At 45.1% G+C, this 15,036-nt stretch carries 27 protein-coding genes, 1 tRNA gene and 1 pseudogene; 26 read left to right on the top strand and 3 right to left on the bottom strand.

The window, feature by feature from the left end; genetic code table 11:
• Nucleotides 1-8 precede the first annotated feature (8 nt).
• From DW085_RS08300 to DW085_RS08310, 3 genes and pseudogenes are all read left to right on the top strand, one after another.
• Nucleotides 9-697 (top strand): annotated as a pseudogene (locus DW085_RS08300) (response regulator transcription factor).
• On the top strand, nucleotides 673-1,938 hold the full coding sequence (locus DW085_RS08305) for a HAMP domain-containing sensor histidine kinase (RefSeq protein WP_118492199.1): 1,266 nt from the start codon (nucleotides 673-675) through the stop codon (nucleotides 1,936-1,938). The pseudogene DW085_RS08300 and the gene DW085_RS08305 overlap by 25 nt, the downstream one beginning before the upstream one ends.
• A gap of 113 nt (nucleotides 1,939-2,051) precedes the next feature.
• A complete protein-coding gene (locus DW085_RS08310) occupies nucleotides 2,052-2,690 on the top strand; it encodes an ABC transporter ATP-binding protein (protein WP_118492201.1) in 639 nt (212 codons plus the stop codon).
• Here DW085_RS08310 and DW085_RS08315 read toward each other — a convergent pair.
• Complete coding sequence (locus tag DW085_RS08315; protein ID WP_118492203.1) at nucleotides 2,585-3,955, bottom strand: recombinase family protein; 1,371 nt, start codon at nucleotides 3,953-3,955, stop codon at nucleotides 2,585-2,587. The genes DW085_RS08310 and DW085_RS08315 overlap by 106 nt on opposite strands.
• 388 nt (nucleotides 3,956-4,343) lie before the next feature.
• Complete coding sequence (locus DW085_RS08320; protein ID WP_118492205.1) at nucleotides 4,344-4,832, bottom strand: helix-turn-helix transcriptional regulator; 489 nt, start codon at nucleotides 4,830-4,832, stop codon at nucleotides 4,344-4,346.
• A gap of 197 nt (nucleotides 4,833-5,029) precedes the next feature.
• Between DW085_RS08320 and DW085_RS08325 the strand changes: the two genes are divergently transcribed.
• Nucleotides 5,030-5,230 (top strand): hypothetical protein, encoded by a 201-nt coding sequence (locus DW085_RS08325; RefSeq protein ID WP_118492207.1) that lies wholly within the window; start codon nucleotides 5,030-5,032, stop codon nucleotides 5,228-5,230.
• An 18-nt stretch (nucleotides 5,231-5,248) separates the two neighbouring features.
• On the opposite strand, the gene DW085_RS19100 is transcribed toward DW085_RS08325, so the two are convergent.
• Nucleotides 5,249-5,416, bottom strand: coding sequence for a hypothetical protein (locus tag DW085_RS19100; RefSeq protein WP_182430839.1), 168 nt, complete (start codon nucleotides 5,414-5,416; stop codon nucleotides 5,249-5,251).
• A 95-nt stretch (nucleotides 5,417-5,511) separates the two neighbouring features.
• Between DW085_RS19100 and DW085_RS19105 the strand changes: the two genes are divergently transcribed.
• From DW085_RS19105 to DW085_RS08425, 22 genes are all read left to right on the top strand, one after another.
• Nucleotides 5,512-5,673, top strand: a complete 162-nt coding sequence (locus tag DW085_RS19105; RefSeq protein WP_182430840.1) for a hypothetical protein — start codon at nucleotides 5,512-5,514, stop codon at nucleotides 5,671-5,673.
• 12 nt (nucleotides 5,674-5,685) lie between these two features.
• Nucleotides 5,686-5,823, top strand: coding sequence for a hypothetical protein (locus tag DW085_RS19110; protein ID WP_181968469.1), 138 nt, complete (start codon nucleotides 5,686-5,688; stop codon nucleotides 5,821-5,823).
• A 101-nt stretch (nucleotides 5,824-5,924) separates the two neighbouring features.
• On the top strand, nucleotides 5,925-6,953 hold the full coding sequence (locus tag DW085_RS08330; protein ID WP_118492209.1) for a hypothetical protein: 1,029 nt from the start codon (nucleotides 5,925-5,927) through the stop codon (nucleotides 6,951-6,953).
• The gene (locus DW085_RS08335) at nucleotides 6,950-7,135 is read left to right on the top strand and encodes a hypothetical protein (RefSeq protein WP_117471665.1); all 186 of its coding nucleotides are present in this window, start codon (nucleotides 6,950-6,952) and stop codon (nucleotides 7,133-7,135) included. The genes DW085_RS08330 and DW085_RS08335 overlap by 4 nt, the downstream gene beginning before the upstream one ends.
• 330 nt (nucleotides 7,136-7,465) lie before the next feature.
• On the top strand, nucleotides 7,466-8,458 hold the full coding sequence (locus tag DW085_RS08345; protein WP_207663891.1) for a hypothetical protein: 993 nt from the start codon (nucleotides 7,466-7,468) through the stop codon (nucleotides 8,456-8,458).
• The gene (locus tag DW085_RS08350; protein ID WP_147353936.1) at nucleotides 8,394-9,128 is read left to right on the top strand and encodes a lytic transglycosylase domain-containing protein; all 735 of its coding nucleotides are present in this window, start codon (nucleotides 8,394-8,396) and stop codon (nucleotides 9,126-9,128) included. The genes DW085_RS08345 and DW085_RS08350 overlap by 65 nt, the downstream gene beginning before the upstream one ends.
• Nucleotides 9,128-9,451: a hypothetical protein gene (locus tag DW085_RS08355; protein ID WP_147353937.1), complete on the top strand. Its 324-nt coding sequence runs from the start codon at nucleotides 9,128-9,130 to the stop codon at nucleotides 9,449-9,451. Before DW085_RS08350 ends, DW085_RS08355 begins: the two co-directional genes overlap by 1 nt.
• A 5-nt stretch (nucleotides 9,452-9,456) precedes the next feature.
• Nucleotides 9,457-9,804 (top strand): hypothetical protein, encoded by a 348-nt coding sequence (locus tag DW085_RS08360; protein WP_118492214.1) that lies wholly within the window; start codon nucleotides 9,457-9,459, stop codon nucleotides 9,802-9,804.
• A 40-nt stretch (nucleotides 9,805-9,844) separates the two neighbouring features.
• Nucleotides 9,845-10,417 carry a hypothetical protein gene (locus DW085_RS08365; protein ID WP_118492216.1) on the top strand — a complete coding sequence of 191 codons (573 nt, stop codon included), beginning with the start codon at nucleotides 9,845-9,847 and terminating at the stop codon, nucleotides 10,415-10,417.
• Nucleotides 10,417-10,803 carry a hypothetical protein gene (locus DW085_RS08370; RefSeq protein ID WP_118492218.1) on the top strand — a complete coding sequence of 129 codons (387 nt, stop codon included), beginning with the start codon at nucleotides 10,417-10,419 and terminating at the stop codon, nucleotides 10,801-10,803. Before DW085_RS08365 ends, DW085_RS08370 begins: the two co-directional genes overlap by 1 nt.
• A gap of 3 nt (nucleotides 10,804-10,806) precedes the next feature.
• Nucleotides 10,807-11,091, top strand: coding sequence for a hypothetical protein (locus tag DW085_RS08375; protein WP_118492220.1), 285 nt, complete (start codon nucleotides 10,807-10,809; stop codon nucleotides 11,089-11,091).
• 13 nt (nucleotides 11,092-11,104) lie between these two features.
• Complete coding sequence (locus DW085_RS08380) at nucleotides 11,105-11,473, top strand: DUF4406 domain-containing protein (protein WP_182430841.1); 369 nt, start codon at nucleotides 11,105-11,107, stop codon at nucleotides 11,471-11,473.
• Entirely contained in the window at nucleotides 11,466-12,080 is a 615-nt protein-coding gene (locus DW085_RS08385; RefSeq protein ID WP_118492221.1) for an HD domain-containing protein, read from the top strand. The genes DW085_RS08380 and DW085_RS08385 overlap by 8 nt, the downstream gene beginning before the upstream one ends.
• A complete protein-coding gene (locus DW085_RS08390; protein ID WP_118492222.1) occupies nucleotides 12,073-12,477 on the top strand; it encodes a VRR-NUC domain-containing protein in 405 nt (134 codons plus the stop codon). The genes DW085_RS08385 and DW085_RS08390 overlap by 8 nt, the downstream gene beginning before the upstream one ends.
• Complete coding sequence (locus DW085_RS08395; protein WP_118492224.1) at nucleotides 12,478-12,777, top strand: hypothetical protein; 300 nt, start codon at nucleotides 12,478-12,480, stop codon at nucleotides 12,775-12,777.
• Nucleotides 12,774-13,025, top strand: a complete 252-nt coding sequence (locus tag DW085_RS08400) for a hypothetical protein (protein ID WP_118492226.1) — start codon at nucleotides 12,774-12,776, stop codon at nucleotides 13,023-13,025. Before DW085_RS08395 ends, DW085_RS08400 begins: the two co-directional genes overlap by 4 nt.
• A complete protein-coding gene (locus tag DW085_RS08405) occupies nucleotides 13,006-13,569 on the top strand; it encodes a hypothetical protein (protein WP_118492228.1) in 564 nt (187 codons plus the stop codon). The genes DW085_RS08400 and DW085_RS08405 overlap by 20 nt, the downstream gene beginning before the upstream one ends.
• Before the next feature lie 11 nt (nucleotides 13,570-13,580).
• Complete coding sequence (locus DW085_RS08410) at nucleotides 13,581-13,784, top strand: hypothetical protein (RefSeq protein ID WP_118492230.1); 204 nt, start codon at nucleotides 13,581-13,583, stop codon at nucleotides 13,782-13,784.
• Nucleotides 13,765-13,929, top strand: a complete 165-nt coding sequence (locus DW085_RS19115) for a hypothetical protein (protein WP_182430842.1) — start codon at nucleotides 13,765-13,767, stop codon at nucleotides 13,927-13,929. The genes DW085_RS08410 and DW085_RS19115 overlap by 20 nt, the downstream gene beginning before the upstream one ends.
• Entirely contained in the window at nucleotides 13,926-14,225 is a 300-nt protein-coding gene (locus DW085_RS08415; protein WP_118492232.1) for a hypothetical protein, read from the top strand. The genes DW085_RS19115 and DW085_RS08415 overlap by 4 nt, the downstream gene beginning before the upstream one ends.
• A 136-nt stretch (nucleotides 14,226-14,361) precedes the next feature.
• Complete coding sequence (locus tag DW085_RS08420) at nucleotides 14,362-14,940, top strand: hypothetical protein (RefSeq protein ID WP_118492233.1); 579 nt, start codon at nucleotides 14,362-14,364, stop codon at nucleotides 14,938-14,940.
• A 2-nt stretch (nucleotides 14,941-14,942) separates the two neighbouring features.
• Nucleotides 14,943-15,015 (top strand) — tRNA-Arg (locus DW085_RS08425).
• The last annotated feature ends 21 nt before the right edge of the window (nucleotides 15,016-15,036 follow it).

Here is a 15,036-nt window from a genome sequence, read left to right on the forward strand (position 1 = left end):
CATATGCTATGCCAGGTATACTCGTGTTGAAGATGATGAAAATTTAAATCGTGGAATTACATTTTCACTGAAAAAATCCGGATATGAGGTTTTTTCAGCAGAATCAGTGAAAAAAGCGAAAAGAATTGCAAGTGATAATAATGTGGATGTTACCATTTGTGATGTGAATCTTCCGGATGGGAATGGACTGGAATTTGTAAGGTGGATGAGATGCAATTATAATACATACATTATTTGTCTTACAGCACTAGATCAGGAGATGGATCAGGTCATGGGATATGAAGCAGGGGCAGATGATTATATTACAAAGCCGTTTAGTCTTTCGGTACTTCTTTTGAAAATAGAAGCACATTTCCGCCGCAGACAGGAGAAAACGGAAGCCGGAAAGATGATTTCGGGAGATATCGTATTTATCGCAGGAGAAATGAAAGTCCTGATAAAGAGTCGTGAAATCAGTCTGACAAAAACGGAGTTGAAAATGCTGACTTTTTTTCTTCAGAATCCGAAACAGATTCTTTCAAAAACACAAATATTGGAAAATGTGTTTGATCTGGAAGGGGATTTTGTGGATGAAAATACAATCGCTGTCAATATCAGAAGACTCCGTGAGAAAATCGAAGACAATCCGGCTGCACCGGTCTATATAAAGAATATCAGAGGTCTTGGGTATATATGGAATCAGGAGGTAAGGCAGTGACAAAGAGATATCGCAAGAAGATCACAGTAGCGCTCTCCTTGGTTTTGCCTGTCATAGTATTGTTTGCAATATTAAATTGCTTTACCACATATGTGTTTTATGAAGATTATAAATATAAAATGAATCTTATGACAGAGATTGCTGCAAAGGAAGAATTTTCCGGGCTGGATGCCGTTTCGGAATTGCTTAAGGATAAGGATATTGAAACCAACGAACAGGGAAGGCGATTATTGGAGCAATATGGATACTGGGGGAATAAAGGGAATGCATTTTATTCGCAATTCCGGCATCAGGTTATGGTGACCGGTGCTGTAAGCACTGTGATATGCGTGCTTCTTTTGACTTTTTTATTTTATTGGAAGAAAAAAGAAGATGCGTGTCATCAGAAAATTTTAGACCAGTTGGAAGAAATTCTGATCAGATTCCGTGAAAATAAATTTGATGATTTACTGAAAACGGAAAATCATGCAGAAATGGAAAAATTGAATGACCAGCTTGAAGCAATCGGACATCATATTCAGTTGATAAAGGAAGAAGCAAGGGCAGAAAAGGAGAACACGAAAGAAATGGTTTCTGATATTTCTCACCAGTTAAAGACACCGGTTGCAGCTTTGGATACATGTTTTAGTGTGCTGATGCAGAATGATTTAAGTGCCACAGAACAGGAGGAGTTTCGTATCCGTTGTCGGAGTGCTCTGGATGGACTGGAGACATTATTGCAGTCGCTTCTTGAAATATCCAAGATGGAAACTGGACTGATTCAGATTAATAAGAAAAAACTTCCGCTTATGGATACTGTCATATCTGCTGTGAACCGCACTTATCCTAAAGCGGATGAGAAAGAAATTGAATTCGTTTTTGACTATGAAAAAGAGCTGGAAACATGCACGATTATGCAGGATAAAAGGTGGCTTGGTGAAGCTGTGATCAACGTTCTGGATAATGCGGTCAAGTACAGTCCGTGTGGTTCAAAAATATTTATCCGGTTACAAAAAAGAAACGATCTTGTAAGAATGGAAATTGAGGATCAGGGAATTGGTATTCCGCAGAATGAGTATCACAAAATTTTTCAACGATTTTACAGAGGAAGTTCCAAGGAGGTCATGGAAAAGAGTGGTACAGGAATCGGACTTTTTCTATCGAGAGAAATTATCGAAAAACACGCAGGTACGATTACGGTAACCTCCGGAAAAAAGAAAAAAGGAAGCACGTTTGTGATTCAATTACCACATGTTGGTTAAATTTTAAGTGAGCAGAAATCTTACAATTCTGTAAGACGTCTGCTCGTTTTTTGAAAGTGAAATGAAAGATTGCCCTGATACAATTTGGATGTAGGATGAAAAGGAGGCAACACATGAGTGTGATATTAGAAACCAAACAGCTTTGTAAGTTTTATGGCGCAGGTGAGAATCAGGTCAAAGCGGTCAATCAGGTGGACATTCAGATTGAGCAGGGAGAATTTGTCGCAATTGTTGGAAAGTCAGGTTCCGGTAAAAGTACATTACTTCATATGCTTGGAGGGCTAGACACCCCGACAAAAGGCAGTGTTACTTTAGCAGGGAAAGATTTATACAGGATGAAGGAAGATGCCCTTGCTGTTTTCCGCAGAAGAAAAATCGGATTTGTTTTTCAGGCATTTAATCTGGTTTCATCTGTTAATGTCTGGGAAAATATTGTACTGCCACTGGGGCTGGATGGAAGAAAAGTGGATGAAGCGTATGTAAATGATATTATTGCAACTCTGGGGATTGAAAACCGGATTTATAATCTGCCAAATCAGTTATCCGGAGGACAGCAGCAGAGAGTAGCAATTGCAAGAGCACTGGTGAATCGTCCGGAAATTATATTTGCAGATGAGCCGACGGGTAGTGTTCAATTAGTACAACACTACCAAAAAACAACACCCGTGATATTCTGGTCATTGTCAATCCTTATTTCTTTAATGACCGAACGCCAAAGCGTGCGTTTTTCTTCACGGGTCAAAGTATCGTAAATGGTTCTAAAGCTATTATCAAGAAGCCTGCGCACAGCTGCAAAGTCTGGCGGCGCTTCCTGCGCTGGTTCCGGTATCTGGTTAAGCGCAGAAACATATATTTGATAGTCTTTTTTATAGTCTTCAATGTCGATAAGGTCATTCACATACAGTTCTTTTAATTTGGTCAGCTTCCGTTTTAATGCGGCTTTGTCAGTCCGGGCAACAGACGCTTTCTTTTTGGCTGCTTCCACGTCCCATTCAAGCTGGCAGCGTTCCAGTTCTTCCCCCAGATGGTCAAACAACCATGCTTCCACGACGTCTTCACGGGCTGAATGATTATGAGAGCAGCGCCCACGCTGGAAATGCTGGTTGCAGCGGTAATAAAAATAATCACTTGATTTGTAACCGACTAATTTATGCCCACATTCAGCACAAGTCAGAATGGAAGTGAAAATATAAACCTTGCCAGATGGAGCAGAACGCACGTTGCGTGTCAGAAGTGCTTGCACACGGTCAAACTGCTGTCTGTCTATGATTGCCGGGCAGAACTGGTCATTATATCTGCCGCCCCGGTCATACACGCCAGTGTACAGCTTTTCTTTCAGCATACGCCGAAACGTGGCGTCACACCAGTTCACACCGTATGTTTCCCGGACATAACGGACAGTAGCCCGCTGGGAAACTGTGTTTTCAAAATAATTAAAAGCGTCTTGCACAATGGCTGCGTCTTCCGGTACGACTTCCAGCCGCTTTTCTTCATTCACACGGAAGCCGAACGGAGCAGAGCCGGAAACAACGGTGCCGTGTGCAATCTTGCTGTCAAATACAACGTCTATTCTTTCACCGTCTATGTCAGCTTCATTCTGCGCAATGGACAGCTTTACATTGATATACAGCCGCCCGTTTGCGGTTGTCGTGTCGTACTCTTCATCAGTGGTCTTCCAGTCGCAGTTGTGCGCCTGCAACACTTCCATAACTTTGTAATAATCAGCAACGGAACGAAACCAGCGGTCAAGACGGGCGAAAAGCAAAATGTCCACTTCATCACGCTTCACGCTGTCCATCATGCGTTGAAATTCAGTTCTTTTGTGAATGTTCTTTCTGGCGGTCTTTGCGGCGTCAATATAAATTCCAACAATGACCCAGCCACGTTCCCTTGCGTATGCTTCCAGCCGTTCTTGCTGGGCTTCCAGTGACAAGCCTTTTATCTTTTGTTCTTCACCGGAAACCCTTATATATAGAGCAACCCGGACAAGCGCCGGGGCAATTTCCTTGTTTCTCATAATATCACCACAATTCTTGTCAATTTCCTTTAATTTCCCGTCCGCAGGTGGTAATATAATAAATGCAGACGGTATGTTGTATCTGGTATGATATATCTTTGCACCGCACCCGGAGTGTTCCCAGCACTGCGGGTGTTTTTATTTGCCAATTTTTAACAGTAGTTGCAAACCTGCCAGACCTTTATAATTGAAAAGCGCCCAGCTTTTCCGATAAAAGAAAGGTCGTGGGAGATAATGAAAAAGAAATACATATATCATAGCAACCATAATTTATTTGCTATTTATTACAGCAGCAACAACACAATGTATATCAATCTTAACTTCACAGGAACGACACAACTAATTATTAAAAAATAAAGCGGGACCGCTGGGCGTCCCTTAAAGGGGACTACCCAACGTCACTATTGCCGCCGCTATCAACTGGCGGGTATTGCTTTTCTAATTCTTCCGGTGTGTCCGGTACGTCGTCATACAACGGCTTTTCTTCCGGCACGTCTTCTGCGTCTGCAACGTCTATGTATTTTTCAATCATACGCCGCAGCGCTTCCCAGTCTGCTTCATCAAAAAGCGCAAACGTCTTGAAAATGTTCTTCGCAAACTCATTCTGCCCGGTCATTACCCGGTCAATAAGTGCGCCGTATTCGGCTTCATTGCTGGCGTACATATCACCAGTGCCATTCAGCAGCCATTCTTCACTGATATTAAATTCACTACATATCAATTTATACAATGACAGCTTTTGTTCTGGTCTGGAAAGTCGGTTGTTTTCAATATTGTTGATAACATCACGATTTACGCCCAGACGTTCACCGAACGCAGCTTGCGACATTTTCAAAGTGTTCTTTCTCAATTCCTTTATACGTTCGTACACTTCCATAGAGTAGATACCCCCTTTCTTTTCTTACTGTGATTTCACTATACAACAACGCTTTGAGTAAGTCAACACAAAAATATAAAAATAATTGCAAATAAGAGTTGACATACTCAAAACAATGTTATATAGTGAGTACAGAAACACAAATAAAGCGTTTCAAAATGAGTTAAAAACTCAAAAAAGAAAAGAGGTGGCAGCAGATGGCAGAGGTTGAGCGCACACGCAATGAAGTTATTTACAAAAGAGAAATCACGACAGACGAACCAAACGCACACGCTGAATTGATTTTGAAAGTGGACGGACTGCCGGAAGAAACACTGGACATTTTAAGAAAGAAATTCAACGCACTGGCAGAAATGGTGGAAAGAGAAGTGAGAGAAAAAACCAGCTTGACTGCATAAAGTCAAGCTGGCAGCAGGTCACTTCCCTGCAAGTTCTTTCACATAGCGTTCAAATTCAGTGGAAGAAAGAACATCATACAGCGCAGCAGTTAAAATGCGCACCAGTTCTTCTTCCGGGATTGAACCGCCGTATTTTTTGACAGCCTTTGCAACAGAAGTCTTGATGGCGTCTTTGTAAATTGGCATAGAACACACCCCCTTTGCTATAGATTGCCAGCCCTGCACTGGCTGACAATCCAATTATAGCAGAGGACCACAACACAGAAAAGGAGGAAGCAGACATGGCAGCAGTTGAAATGAAAGATAAGAAAAAAGAAATGATTGAGAAGACCGCACAGGAGTTCCAGAAGTTAAACGGTGACAATCAGATGTTCATTCTGGGCTATATGCTGGGTATTCAGCAGGAACGCCAGAGAACCACACCGCAGCCACAGACGGCATAGGAGGTGGCAGAAATGGAAGTGCAAGGAACATTCAATGCCCAGCGCTTCTTTGACACTTTGGCAATGATTATTTCACAGCGGGAGGGCGTAAAAGTCACCGTGACCGTGAAGCAGCCGGAGCCGGAAGAGAAAAAGCAGCAGTCAGCATAGGCGCTGGGCGAAAAGCAAAGGTTTTTCAAAAGTCAAAATGTGAATAGTAGCGAAAAGCTATTCAAAATAAATCATACCAGATACAAGGAGGAAAAGCGCAAATGAAAGAATTTGTGAAGAAAAAAGCGGTCATTGTCAAAGACAGACTGGGACTGCCAAACTACATGACCATGTTTTACATGGAGCCGGGGACATACAGCCCGGAGGACGTGCCGGAAATGTTCAAGATTAGAAATAAGATTGTCCCGGCAATTCTTATTTCACAGTATCACAACACCGTGATTGATACGCTGGACGGTGGCGTTGCAGTATCACTGCCATTCCAGCAGCCAAAGCACACAATCAACATGAACGACGCAGCCAAAGCCTGCGCAAGAAAAGGTAATGGCTGGCACCTTATGACAAATACAGAATTTGTCTATCTGCTGCATGAAGCAGAAGAACTGGGGCACACAATCGGCGGCAACACCAATTATGGAGCAAATGCAGACAACCCGGACGAAAAGGGCGTGAATTACGACAGAGGACGCACACTGACCGGACTTGACCCGCTTACATGGTCCCATGACAGAACCGCAGGCGGCGTGTTCGGACTTTGCGGCAATTTCTATGAATGGGTAACGGGCTTGCGCCTGCACTACGGCGTTATTGAGTATACAAAGAACAATGACGCAGCAGTGGACGGCTACACGACAGAAGCCCCAGACTGGCAGGTTGCGACAGTAAACGGAAAGCCGCTGCGATTATACGGAAACGACGGCGTGACACTTTCAACCAAAGAAGACGTTGAAGTGGCATGGGACGGCTGCCATATTAAGGACTTGCAGCTGGAAGAACTGGAAGAAATGCCAGAAATTGCGTACAAGCTGGGAATTGTACCGCACGACTGGAAGAACGAAACAGCCGGAATATGGGCAGACAACGAACTTGAAGAAGCCGTGCCTTTCCGGGGTTCGAGTTTCGGCAACACTTCCCACGGCGGTGCTGGTGCGCTGCGCTTGCACGACGCCCGTTCTCTCGTCCACAGCAATGTGTCCTTGCGTTCCGCTTTATTCTTGGAAAGCTGGGAACTGGTAACTGATTTACTGAAAGCGGGTGCGGAAGCACACGCAGGAGCGCAGGGCGAATGAGCGCAGATAATTTCCCATACGTCGAGGGACAGCCAGCGGAAATCTATTTTGACGGTAAATGGCACCGGGGCAAGATAATTGCCGGGTACAGATTTAGGGACGGAATAGTGACCGTACAGACGGAAGATGGGAAGAAAATCTGGTGCGGTGAGAGCCGCAAAGAGTTGTACAGAGCATTGTAAAAATGGCAAGCAAAAAGCCTTTGAAGCTGTGCCGGAAACACAAAATCAAAGGCTTTTCAAAAGTCAATATGTTAATAATTCAATACATGTTTATTATACCATATTGGCGGTTACAAGTCAAACATTTTAGGGCTGAAAAGTCCTTGAAAATAGCGGGTTTTATCCCTGCTAAACGGGCTTGTATGGGGTATTAACATTCCTACGAAATATATAAATTTATATATATGCTGGTATGGAGATAATAAGCAGGATTGATGGGGGATAGGCACCACCACTTCTGGTATACCCTTATACGCTAAAAAGGTATCAGACAGAAAAGGAAGTGCAGTGGTGTTTATCAGAGAGAAGAAGACAGACTGTGCCAATTATAGAGAAGTGGACATAATACCACGAACAGAAGCAGCAGAGCAGGCAACCAGAGGGAAGAGGGGCAGAAAGAGAAAGAGCAACGCCCCAAAGCAAAAAGACCTTAACGACAAGAACGCCAAACGCTATCTGGTACAGTTAGGCAATGGCAATTTCAGCATAGGGGACCTGCACACGTCCTGCACATACAGTGAAGAGAACCTGCCGGGCACAGTAGAAGAAGCAGAAAAGATAGTGACAAATTACCTGCGCCGCATAGCGTACCGCAGAAACAAACTGGGACTTGAACCACTTAAATACATACTGGTAACAGAATACAAGTACACAAAGGACGGTCAAAGCATTAAGCGTATACACCACCATATCATTATGAATGGTGGACTTGACCGTGACGACGTGGAAATGATGTGGACAAAAGACCGTATCAACTGGAAGAAGACCAGTGACCCGGAATACAGAGCAAGTATAAAGCAGCTGGGCTGGGTAAATGCAGACCGCCTGCAAATGAATGAAAACGGCATAGAGGGTCTTTGCAAATATATTGTCAAGGACCCGCAAGGCAAGAAACGCTATTCCAGCAGCAGGAACCTTGACCGCCCGGAAGTAACCAGAGAGGACGGAGGGGAGAAGCAGCAGCGTGACCAGAACCACTGGAAGTACAGCCGAAATCTGACGGCACCGGAAGAAAAGTGCAATGATTTTAAGTACAGCAAACGCAAAGTGGAACAGCTGGCAAAGTCACCAGACGGCGGGCTGGAAGAGTTCAAGAAGATATACAGTAATTACAATATCGTATCTTGCGAACCCGTCTACTATGAGCAGACCGGGTGGCATATTTACTTGAAGATGTGGAAAAAGGAAAAGCCAAAGGGCAGAACAGGAGGAAAGAAGCGTGAGAGGAAGAACACCGCAGATACGCCGCATATTAAGGCGAAAGAGGATAAAAAGGGCAATTAAGGCATACGGCAATTACATTGCAGCAGGACTGCTGGCAGTGGTTGTGATTGTGTTTACAGTAGGGGCAGCAGTAAAGCCAGCTGCAAACAGCCTGCCGGAAAATACCAAAGAACCGGAACCGACACCGCCGACCACGGAAGCAGTGCAGCAGGAACCATACCCGTTCAACCTTATGTCCCTTGACTGGTCCGGTGAGGAATTAGAGGGCTGGACAAGATATGAAGTGCCGGAGGCTTACGCAGACCACGGCGGGTACTTCCCGGAATGTATGCAGCAATTCACATACATAATTTGCAAGCAGAACGGCGTTGACTATGCACTGGTACTGGCAATCATTGAAACAGAAAGCGGGTACAGATGGGACGCAACCAGCAGTGAGGGTTCAACCGGATATATGCAGGTATTGGCAAAATGGCATGAAGAACGTATGCACAGACTGAATGTGGACAATGTGGAAAACCCTTATTTTAACATCATGGTTGGTGTAGATTATCTGGCAGAATTGCAAGAGAGGTTCGACACGGAAGCGGAAGTGTTGACGGCTTACAACTACGGCGTTGCTGGTGCCTATGAACACGTATGGAACAAAGGATTGACAGAAACAGAGTATTCAAGAGAGGTGCAGCAGGCGAAAGAAAGAATTGAAAGAAGAATGAGGGGTGAATGGTGATGGAAAATGAAATCAGACTGGGCGACATTATGGACAAGCTGACGCCCAGTGACAGAGTGGTGATATATAACGCAGCCAGACAGGTTGTATACCGTGGATATGCTGCAAACGCAGTGCATGGAACATTGAACCCGCAGCGACGCATTAAGAAAATGGGGCTGGGTATGGAAACATACAGAGCCACGGAACAAATGTGGGACTGGGCGAAAACAGACAGCCTGCCGGAGCAGGTGCCAGTTGAGCAATTCACACAATACCGGGTGGAAGACCTACAACACATTCTGTATATCAGAATTGAACTAAAGAGCGAGTTTGAGAGGTAAAGAGCATGGAAGAAGCGGAAAAAATGCCAGTGGTCATATTATCACTACACCAGAAGTGGTGGCAGAAGATGGCAGCAGGTGAAAAGGTTCTGGAACTGCGGAAGACAAAGCCACAATGCAAAGCGCCGTTCCGGGTGCTGGTGTACGTCACAGGTGGCGTGGGAATAGTTGGTGAATTTATCTGCCCGGAAGTTCTGGAAATCAAGAATTTTGAAGAAGCAGAGAGAAAAAGCAAGGTTCCTGCACATGATATTCACAATTATGCAGCAGGGAGCAGAAACAAGGTGTATGGCTGGGAAGTTTCCACGGTCAGAGAGTATGAAAAGCCACTGACGCTGAAACACTGGGAATAAAACGGGCGCCGCAGTCGTGGCAGTATGTGAGGTAAAAGACATGGACCAGATACAACGTGACAAGATAGCTGCAAAGCTAAAGAAAATAAAAGCCCTTGCAGAACGTGGCGTGGGCGGTGAAAAAGAAACCGCAATGCGAATGTATGAGGACTTAAAAGCCAGATACGAACTGGAAGACGAAGAAATAATGCTGGACGCAGTGACACTTCACTGGTTCGGATATGCAGACGAATTGGAAGAAAGGGTGCTGCGCTGGATTTTCTACAAGGTGACGGGTGACGCAAGTTACCACATATACACTGGAAAATACAGCCGCAGGAAGAAGCGTGGTTGTGACTGCACAGAGATTGAAGCGGCAGAAATAACACTGCTTTACAATTTCTACAAAGAGGAATTGAAAAGAGAACTGGAAGCGTTCTTGGTGGCGTTTAGGTGCGGCAACGACCTATACCCAGACGAAACGGCACGCTGCTATAAAGAAAACGACGTAGAAGCGCCGGAGAGGACAGACGAAGAAAAGCGAATGTTGAAAAAGGCTGCGTGGTATTCAAATTTTATGGACAAGAGAAAACCGCCAACGGCACTGATAGGAGAACCGGAGGAAGAAGACTGATGGAAGATAGACAGAAAATCATTGCAAAGCTGGTGAAAATAAAAGCACTGGCAGAACGTGGCATAGGCGGGGAGCAGCAGACAGCGCAGGTGATGTATACCACGTTGAAAGAGAAATACAAAGTCACCGACGCAGAGATTGAAAAGGCAGCAGAAGTCCCGGTGGATATTTCAGAAATTGACTTGAAGAAATTCTGGGGCATAGCTTTTCAACTGGCAACAGTTGCAAAGACATTACAGGAGGAAACAGACATTTGCACTGCCTGCCCGTACACATACACGGACGAACAATGCACGGGTTGTGGTACATACTGGAATATGCGGGACTTACGGCTGGATTTTGAAGCAATACAGCAAAGATTGATAAAGGCGGCAACGGAGGGATAAAGCATGGCAGCAAGGAAAGCAAGAAAACCAAAGCACCAGAAAAGCGAATACCCAACATTGCCGGGACAACTGGGGTATCTTAACAGCTATTATTGCCCGGTATGCGGAAAGCATTTGTTTTCAGCATACGACAAGGACATGAAGAAAGACCGGGAAGACGGTTATTACTTCCATGTGTCAAATGACTTCAACTATTGCAGCAAATGCGGGCAGTTGCTTGACCTTGACGAATGGAAGAGAAAAGAAGAACCGCCGGAAGCAGCAGAAGAATTGAAATTTGATGATTGAGAGGTGAAAACGCTTGAATGATTTGCTATATGTGTGCAGCCCATACCGGGGCGACACAAAGCGCAACAAGGAATATGCACGGAAGCTGACACGGGCAGCGCTGGACAACGGATTTATCCCGGTCACGGTGCATTTATACTTGACGGAAGCCACAGACGACACAAACCCAGAAGAAAGAGTGCGGGGCATGGCAGCGGGAATGAAGATACTTGAAAACTGCAAATACATTCTGGTTGGCGACAGATACGGTATATCAGAGGGAATGAAAGCAGAACTGACATTTGCAGCGGTCAAAGGAAAAATAATGCTGTATGAGAAAGACGGCAAAATATATCTGGTGAACGACCGGACAGAAACAACAGGAGGAATGGACCATGAATGAAGAGCAGAGAAAAGCAGAAGTTGAAAAGTTTATGAATTACTTTGTATACATTAACAGACCGGGAGCAGACAAGCTGCTTGAATGGCTGGAACAGATAGGATTTTTCACAGCGCCAGCAAGTGCAAAATACCACGGAGCATACGCAGGCGGGCTGGTAGAACATTCAAACAATGTTTACCGCCGTTTGGTAAAGCTGGCAGACGAAGAGGACAAGCGACAGGGCAGACAGTTTCCAGAATATGCAGTTGACACAATCGCAGTTGTAGCACTTCTGCATGATGTATGCAAAGCAGACGCCTACAAGGTGGAGAAGAAGAACCAGAAGCAGAAAGACGGCAGCTGGCAGCAGGTGGACACATACGGTTATACAAATAATTTTCCGGTGGGACACGGTGAAAAGTCCATTATCCAGATTATGCGCTTCATGTATCTGACGGAAGAAGAGGTGCTGGCTATCCGGTGGCACATGGGAGCATTTGACAACGCAGTTAAGGGCGGCAGCTATGATATGAATTATGCTTTTGCACAAAGCAGGCTTGCAGCCATGCTGCACATTGCAGATATGATGGCAACACACCTTGATGAAAGGACAGAAGCCAATGAGTAGAGCATATTACAGAAAGCGCAGTGAAGCGACGGAGCAGGAAAGAGTTATAAACTGGGCGACATTCTACGCAAAGGACTTCCCGGAACTGGACTTGCTACACCATATCCCAAACGGCGGCAGCAGAAATCAGCTGGAAGCGGCGAACCTTAAAAGACAGGGCGTGAAAGCTGGTGTGCCGGACTTATGTTTGCCAGTAGCCAGAAACGGCAAACACGGGCTGTATGTGGAAATGAAGTGGCAGAACAACAAGACCACAGAGAAGCAGGACTGGTGGCTGGAACAGCTGCGGCAGCAGGGATATGAAACGGCGGTTTGCTGGTCCGCAGAAGAAGCAATGGACACAATAGCAGGTTATCTGGGAGTTATGGAGCAGACAGGAAGAAAGGTGGAAGAGTAAATGGGAGCAATGGACCACACATTGAAACAGACAGTGCCATATTACAGCACCATGAAGCGTGCAGGGGCGTTCAGACAGCCACAGAAGCCACAGAAGCGGCAGAAGAGAACGACACTGACGGAATACAGCCAGAACGGGCAGAAAGCCATATTAAAACCACACGTCACAGTCAATCAAGCCGCAAAGAAGCTGTACGACTACGAACAAACCGGATTGTCACCACATGAGGTTACAAACCTTGTTGAGCAGGTGCAGAACTTGACAAGGCGTGTGAAGAAATACGAAAGCTGGGAAGAATGAACGACGTTGACCGCTGCTTGATATGCGGTGAAGTTATCCAGGAGGGTTCGCAGGTCTGCACCGCCTGCCGCAATAAATATGACATTGTGACCGGGGAAACAGAAGAAATGGCACAAGAACTGCGGGACATAGCAGACGTGCTGAAAATCACAGAGGGCACAGACACAAACATTAGAAAGTCAATGGAAAGCATATTGAGGATTGCAGACAGACTGGAAAGGACAAGCAATGGCAAGAAAAGAAGATAAACAGCCACAGTATTTGCCGTTAATCGTAAAAGCAAAGTTACATACTGGCGGCAGGGACTATGAGAAAATCAAAGAGGAATTAAAGGGGCAGGGCTTCACCTGCAAGCAAATGAAAGGCATGGTGCGTGAGGGTAACTACTTTGACGGAATAGTGCTGTATTTGTCAAAGTGGAACTGGGACAACCACGAAAGCTGGCACCTTTACAACTGGGACGACAAGGACGACAAAGAAGTTATGCTGGGCATATATGAAGCCGAACAGTACCACCCACAGGCGCCGTATAGATACAGAGATAATTTTGAGAAGTTCCAGAAAGACTGGACAAGCGGAGAGTATGACCCCGGTATGACATTCACTTTCAAGGACAGTGAAGTTGAAGTGCTGGAAGTTCTGCAAGAAGAGGTTGACAACATAGACCATGAAGCAGTCAAAAAGCAGGTTGCGGCAACAGAAGACGCAAAGTTTCAGAAACGCCGGAAACAGCGCCAGAGAAGAAAACAGAGCGCCAGCAAGGGCAGCAGATACAAGCGTAAATACTTTTAGGAGGTGCAGACGTGACGAAAAAGAAACGGAAATATTACAGCGGGAAAGAATTACTTTACCGCCGACAGCTGGAACGGCAGCAGGCAGAGGAAGAAGAAAAGACAAATAATATCAGAGTGCGCCAGTTGCACCAGATAAACGCAAGCAGCCGGGCTATTGGCTGGGCGAAACAGAAAATGAGGGAGGGAAAGAACAATGATTGCATTTCTGATTGAAGCTGTAAAAGCACTGGTGACATTCTTTGCGGTCTGCGTGGGACTTGGAATTTTATTTCTGGTCTATGTGGTAGTAAGGGAAGCAGCTTGGGTTGTAAAGCATGAGAACCGGAAGAAATACGAACAGGAGGACAAAGAGGAATGAAAGCAGAATTTTTCAAGGCGGTGTGCCCGTTAGAGATTGGGGACACAGTAGCAATTAGACTGGCAGAGAAAGGCGGCGAAACACGGGAAGCATACTACCTGCCGCAAGGCTGCGTGGCAATCACACCGGGAGCAGTCGCACTGCGCAAGGTCACAGATATTGCAACACTTCACTATCTGAAAAAAGGTGAAACACAGTTCTTGTATGAACTGGATAACTGCGGAAAGTACATACCACTGACCGTGAAAGTTCCGGTCAGAGAATTTGCGGAAGAACTGAAACGCCGGGGCAGATAACAATAAATACTTACGGAAGTATACAAAATATACAAATATACTTCCGTAAGATTGTGCAGAATGTCAATAGATTTTATACTTCCGTAAGTATATAATAAAGACAGTTAAAGAAGTAAAGCAAACGGAGGTACACAAAATGACATTGCAGGAAATCAAAAAAGAATACCAAAAAATGAGCAGACAGCTTAAAAAACAAAATCTGAATTACACTTGCGTTATGAACGCTAAACAACAGAGGTTAGGAACAGCAACGATTTGTTTCTTTTCTTCCATGGACCATGAAGCAAGAATAAAAAGAGCAGAAGCGCAGTTGGCAGATACAGCAGACACAATGAAAGAAGCTAAAAAGTCAGCGCAATACTGGGGAAAGAAAATCAACACACTGCGCAGCTGGGCGGCTGATGAAAAGTGTAGTACACGTCAAACTTGGATTGACATTGTAGAAGCATACGACAACGGCACATTGGTTGACAGAGAGTACCAAAGAGGAGAAAACGAAAAAAGTTCATGGTTAAAAAGCTGCAAGGAAGATTTTGAAAAGGACGGAACGCTTGAAGAACAGCATAAAAGAGGAATGAAAAGACTGGAAGAACTAAAGACGGCAGACCCGGTAAAGACATTTTGCAAGAACACGGGCGCAACAATGCAGTTGGAATACAAGGAAGACGGCAATATGACACTTTGGTATCTAAGATTTTTCTACAAAGAGAATTAGAAGCACGGGTGGCGCAATGGATAGCGCAGCAGCCACCGAAGCTGCCGGGTGCGGGTTCAAGTCCCGCCCCGTGCATTACTGGGAAGCAACTATAAA

Origin of the sequence: Clostridium sp. AF50-3, assembly GCF_003477445.1 — a bacterium.
GTDB classification, from domain to species: Bacteria; Bacillota; Clostridia; order Lachnospirales; family Lachnospiraceae; genus Otoolea; species Otoolea fessa.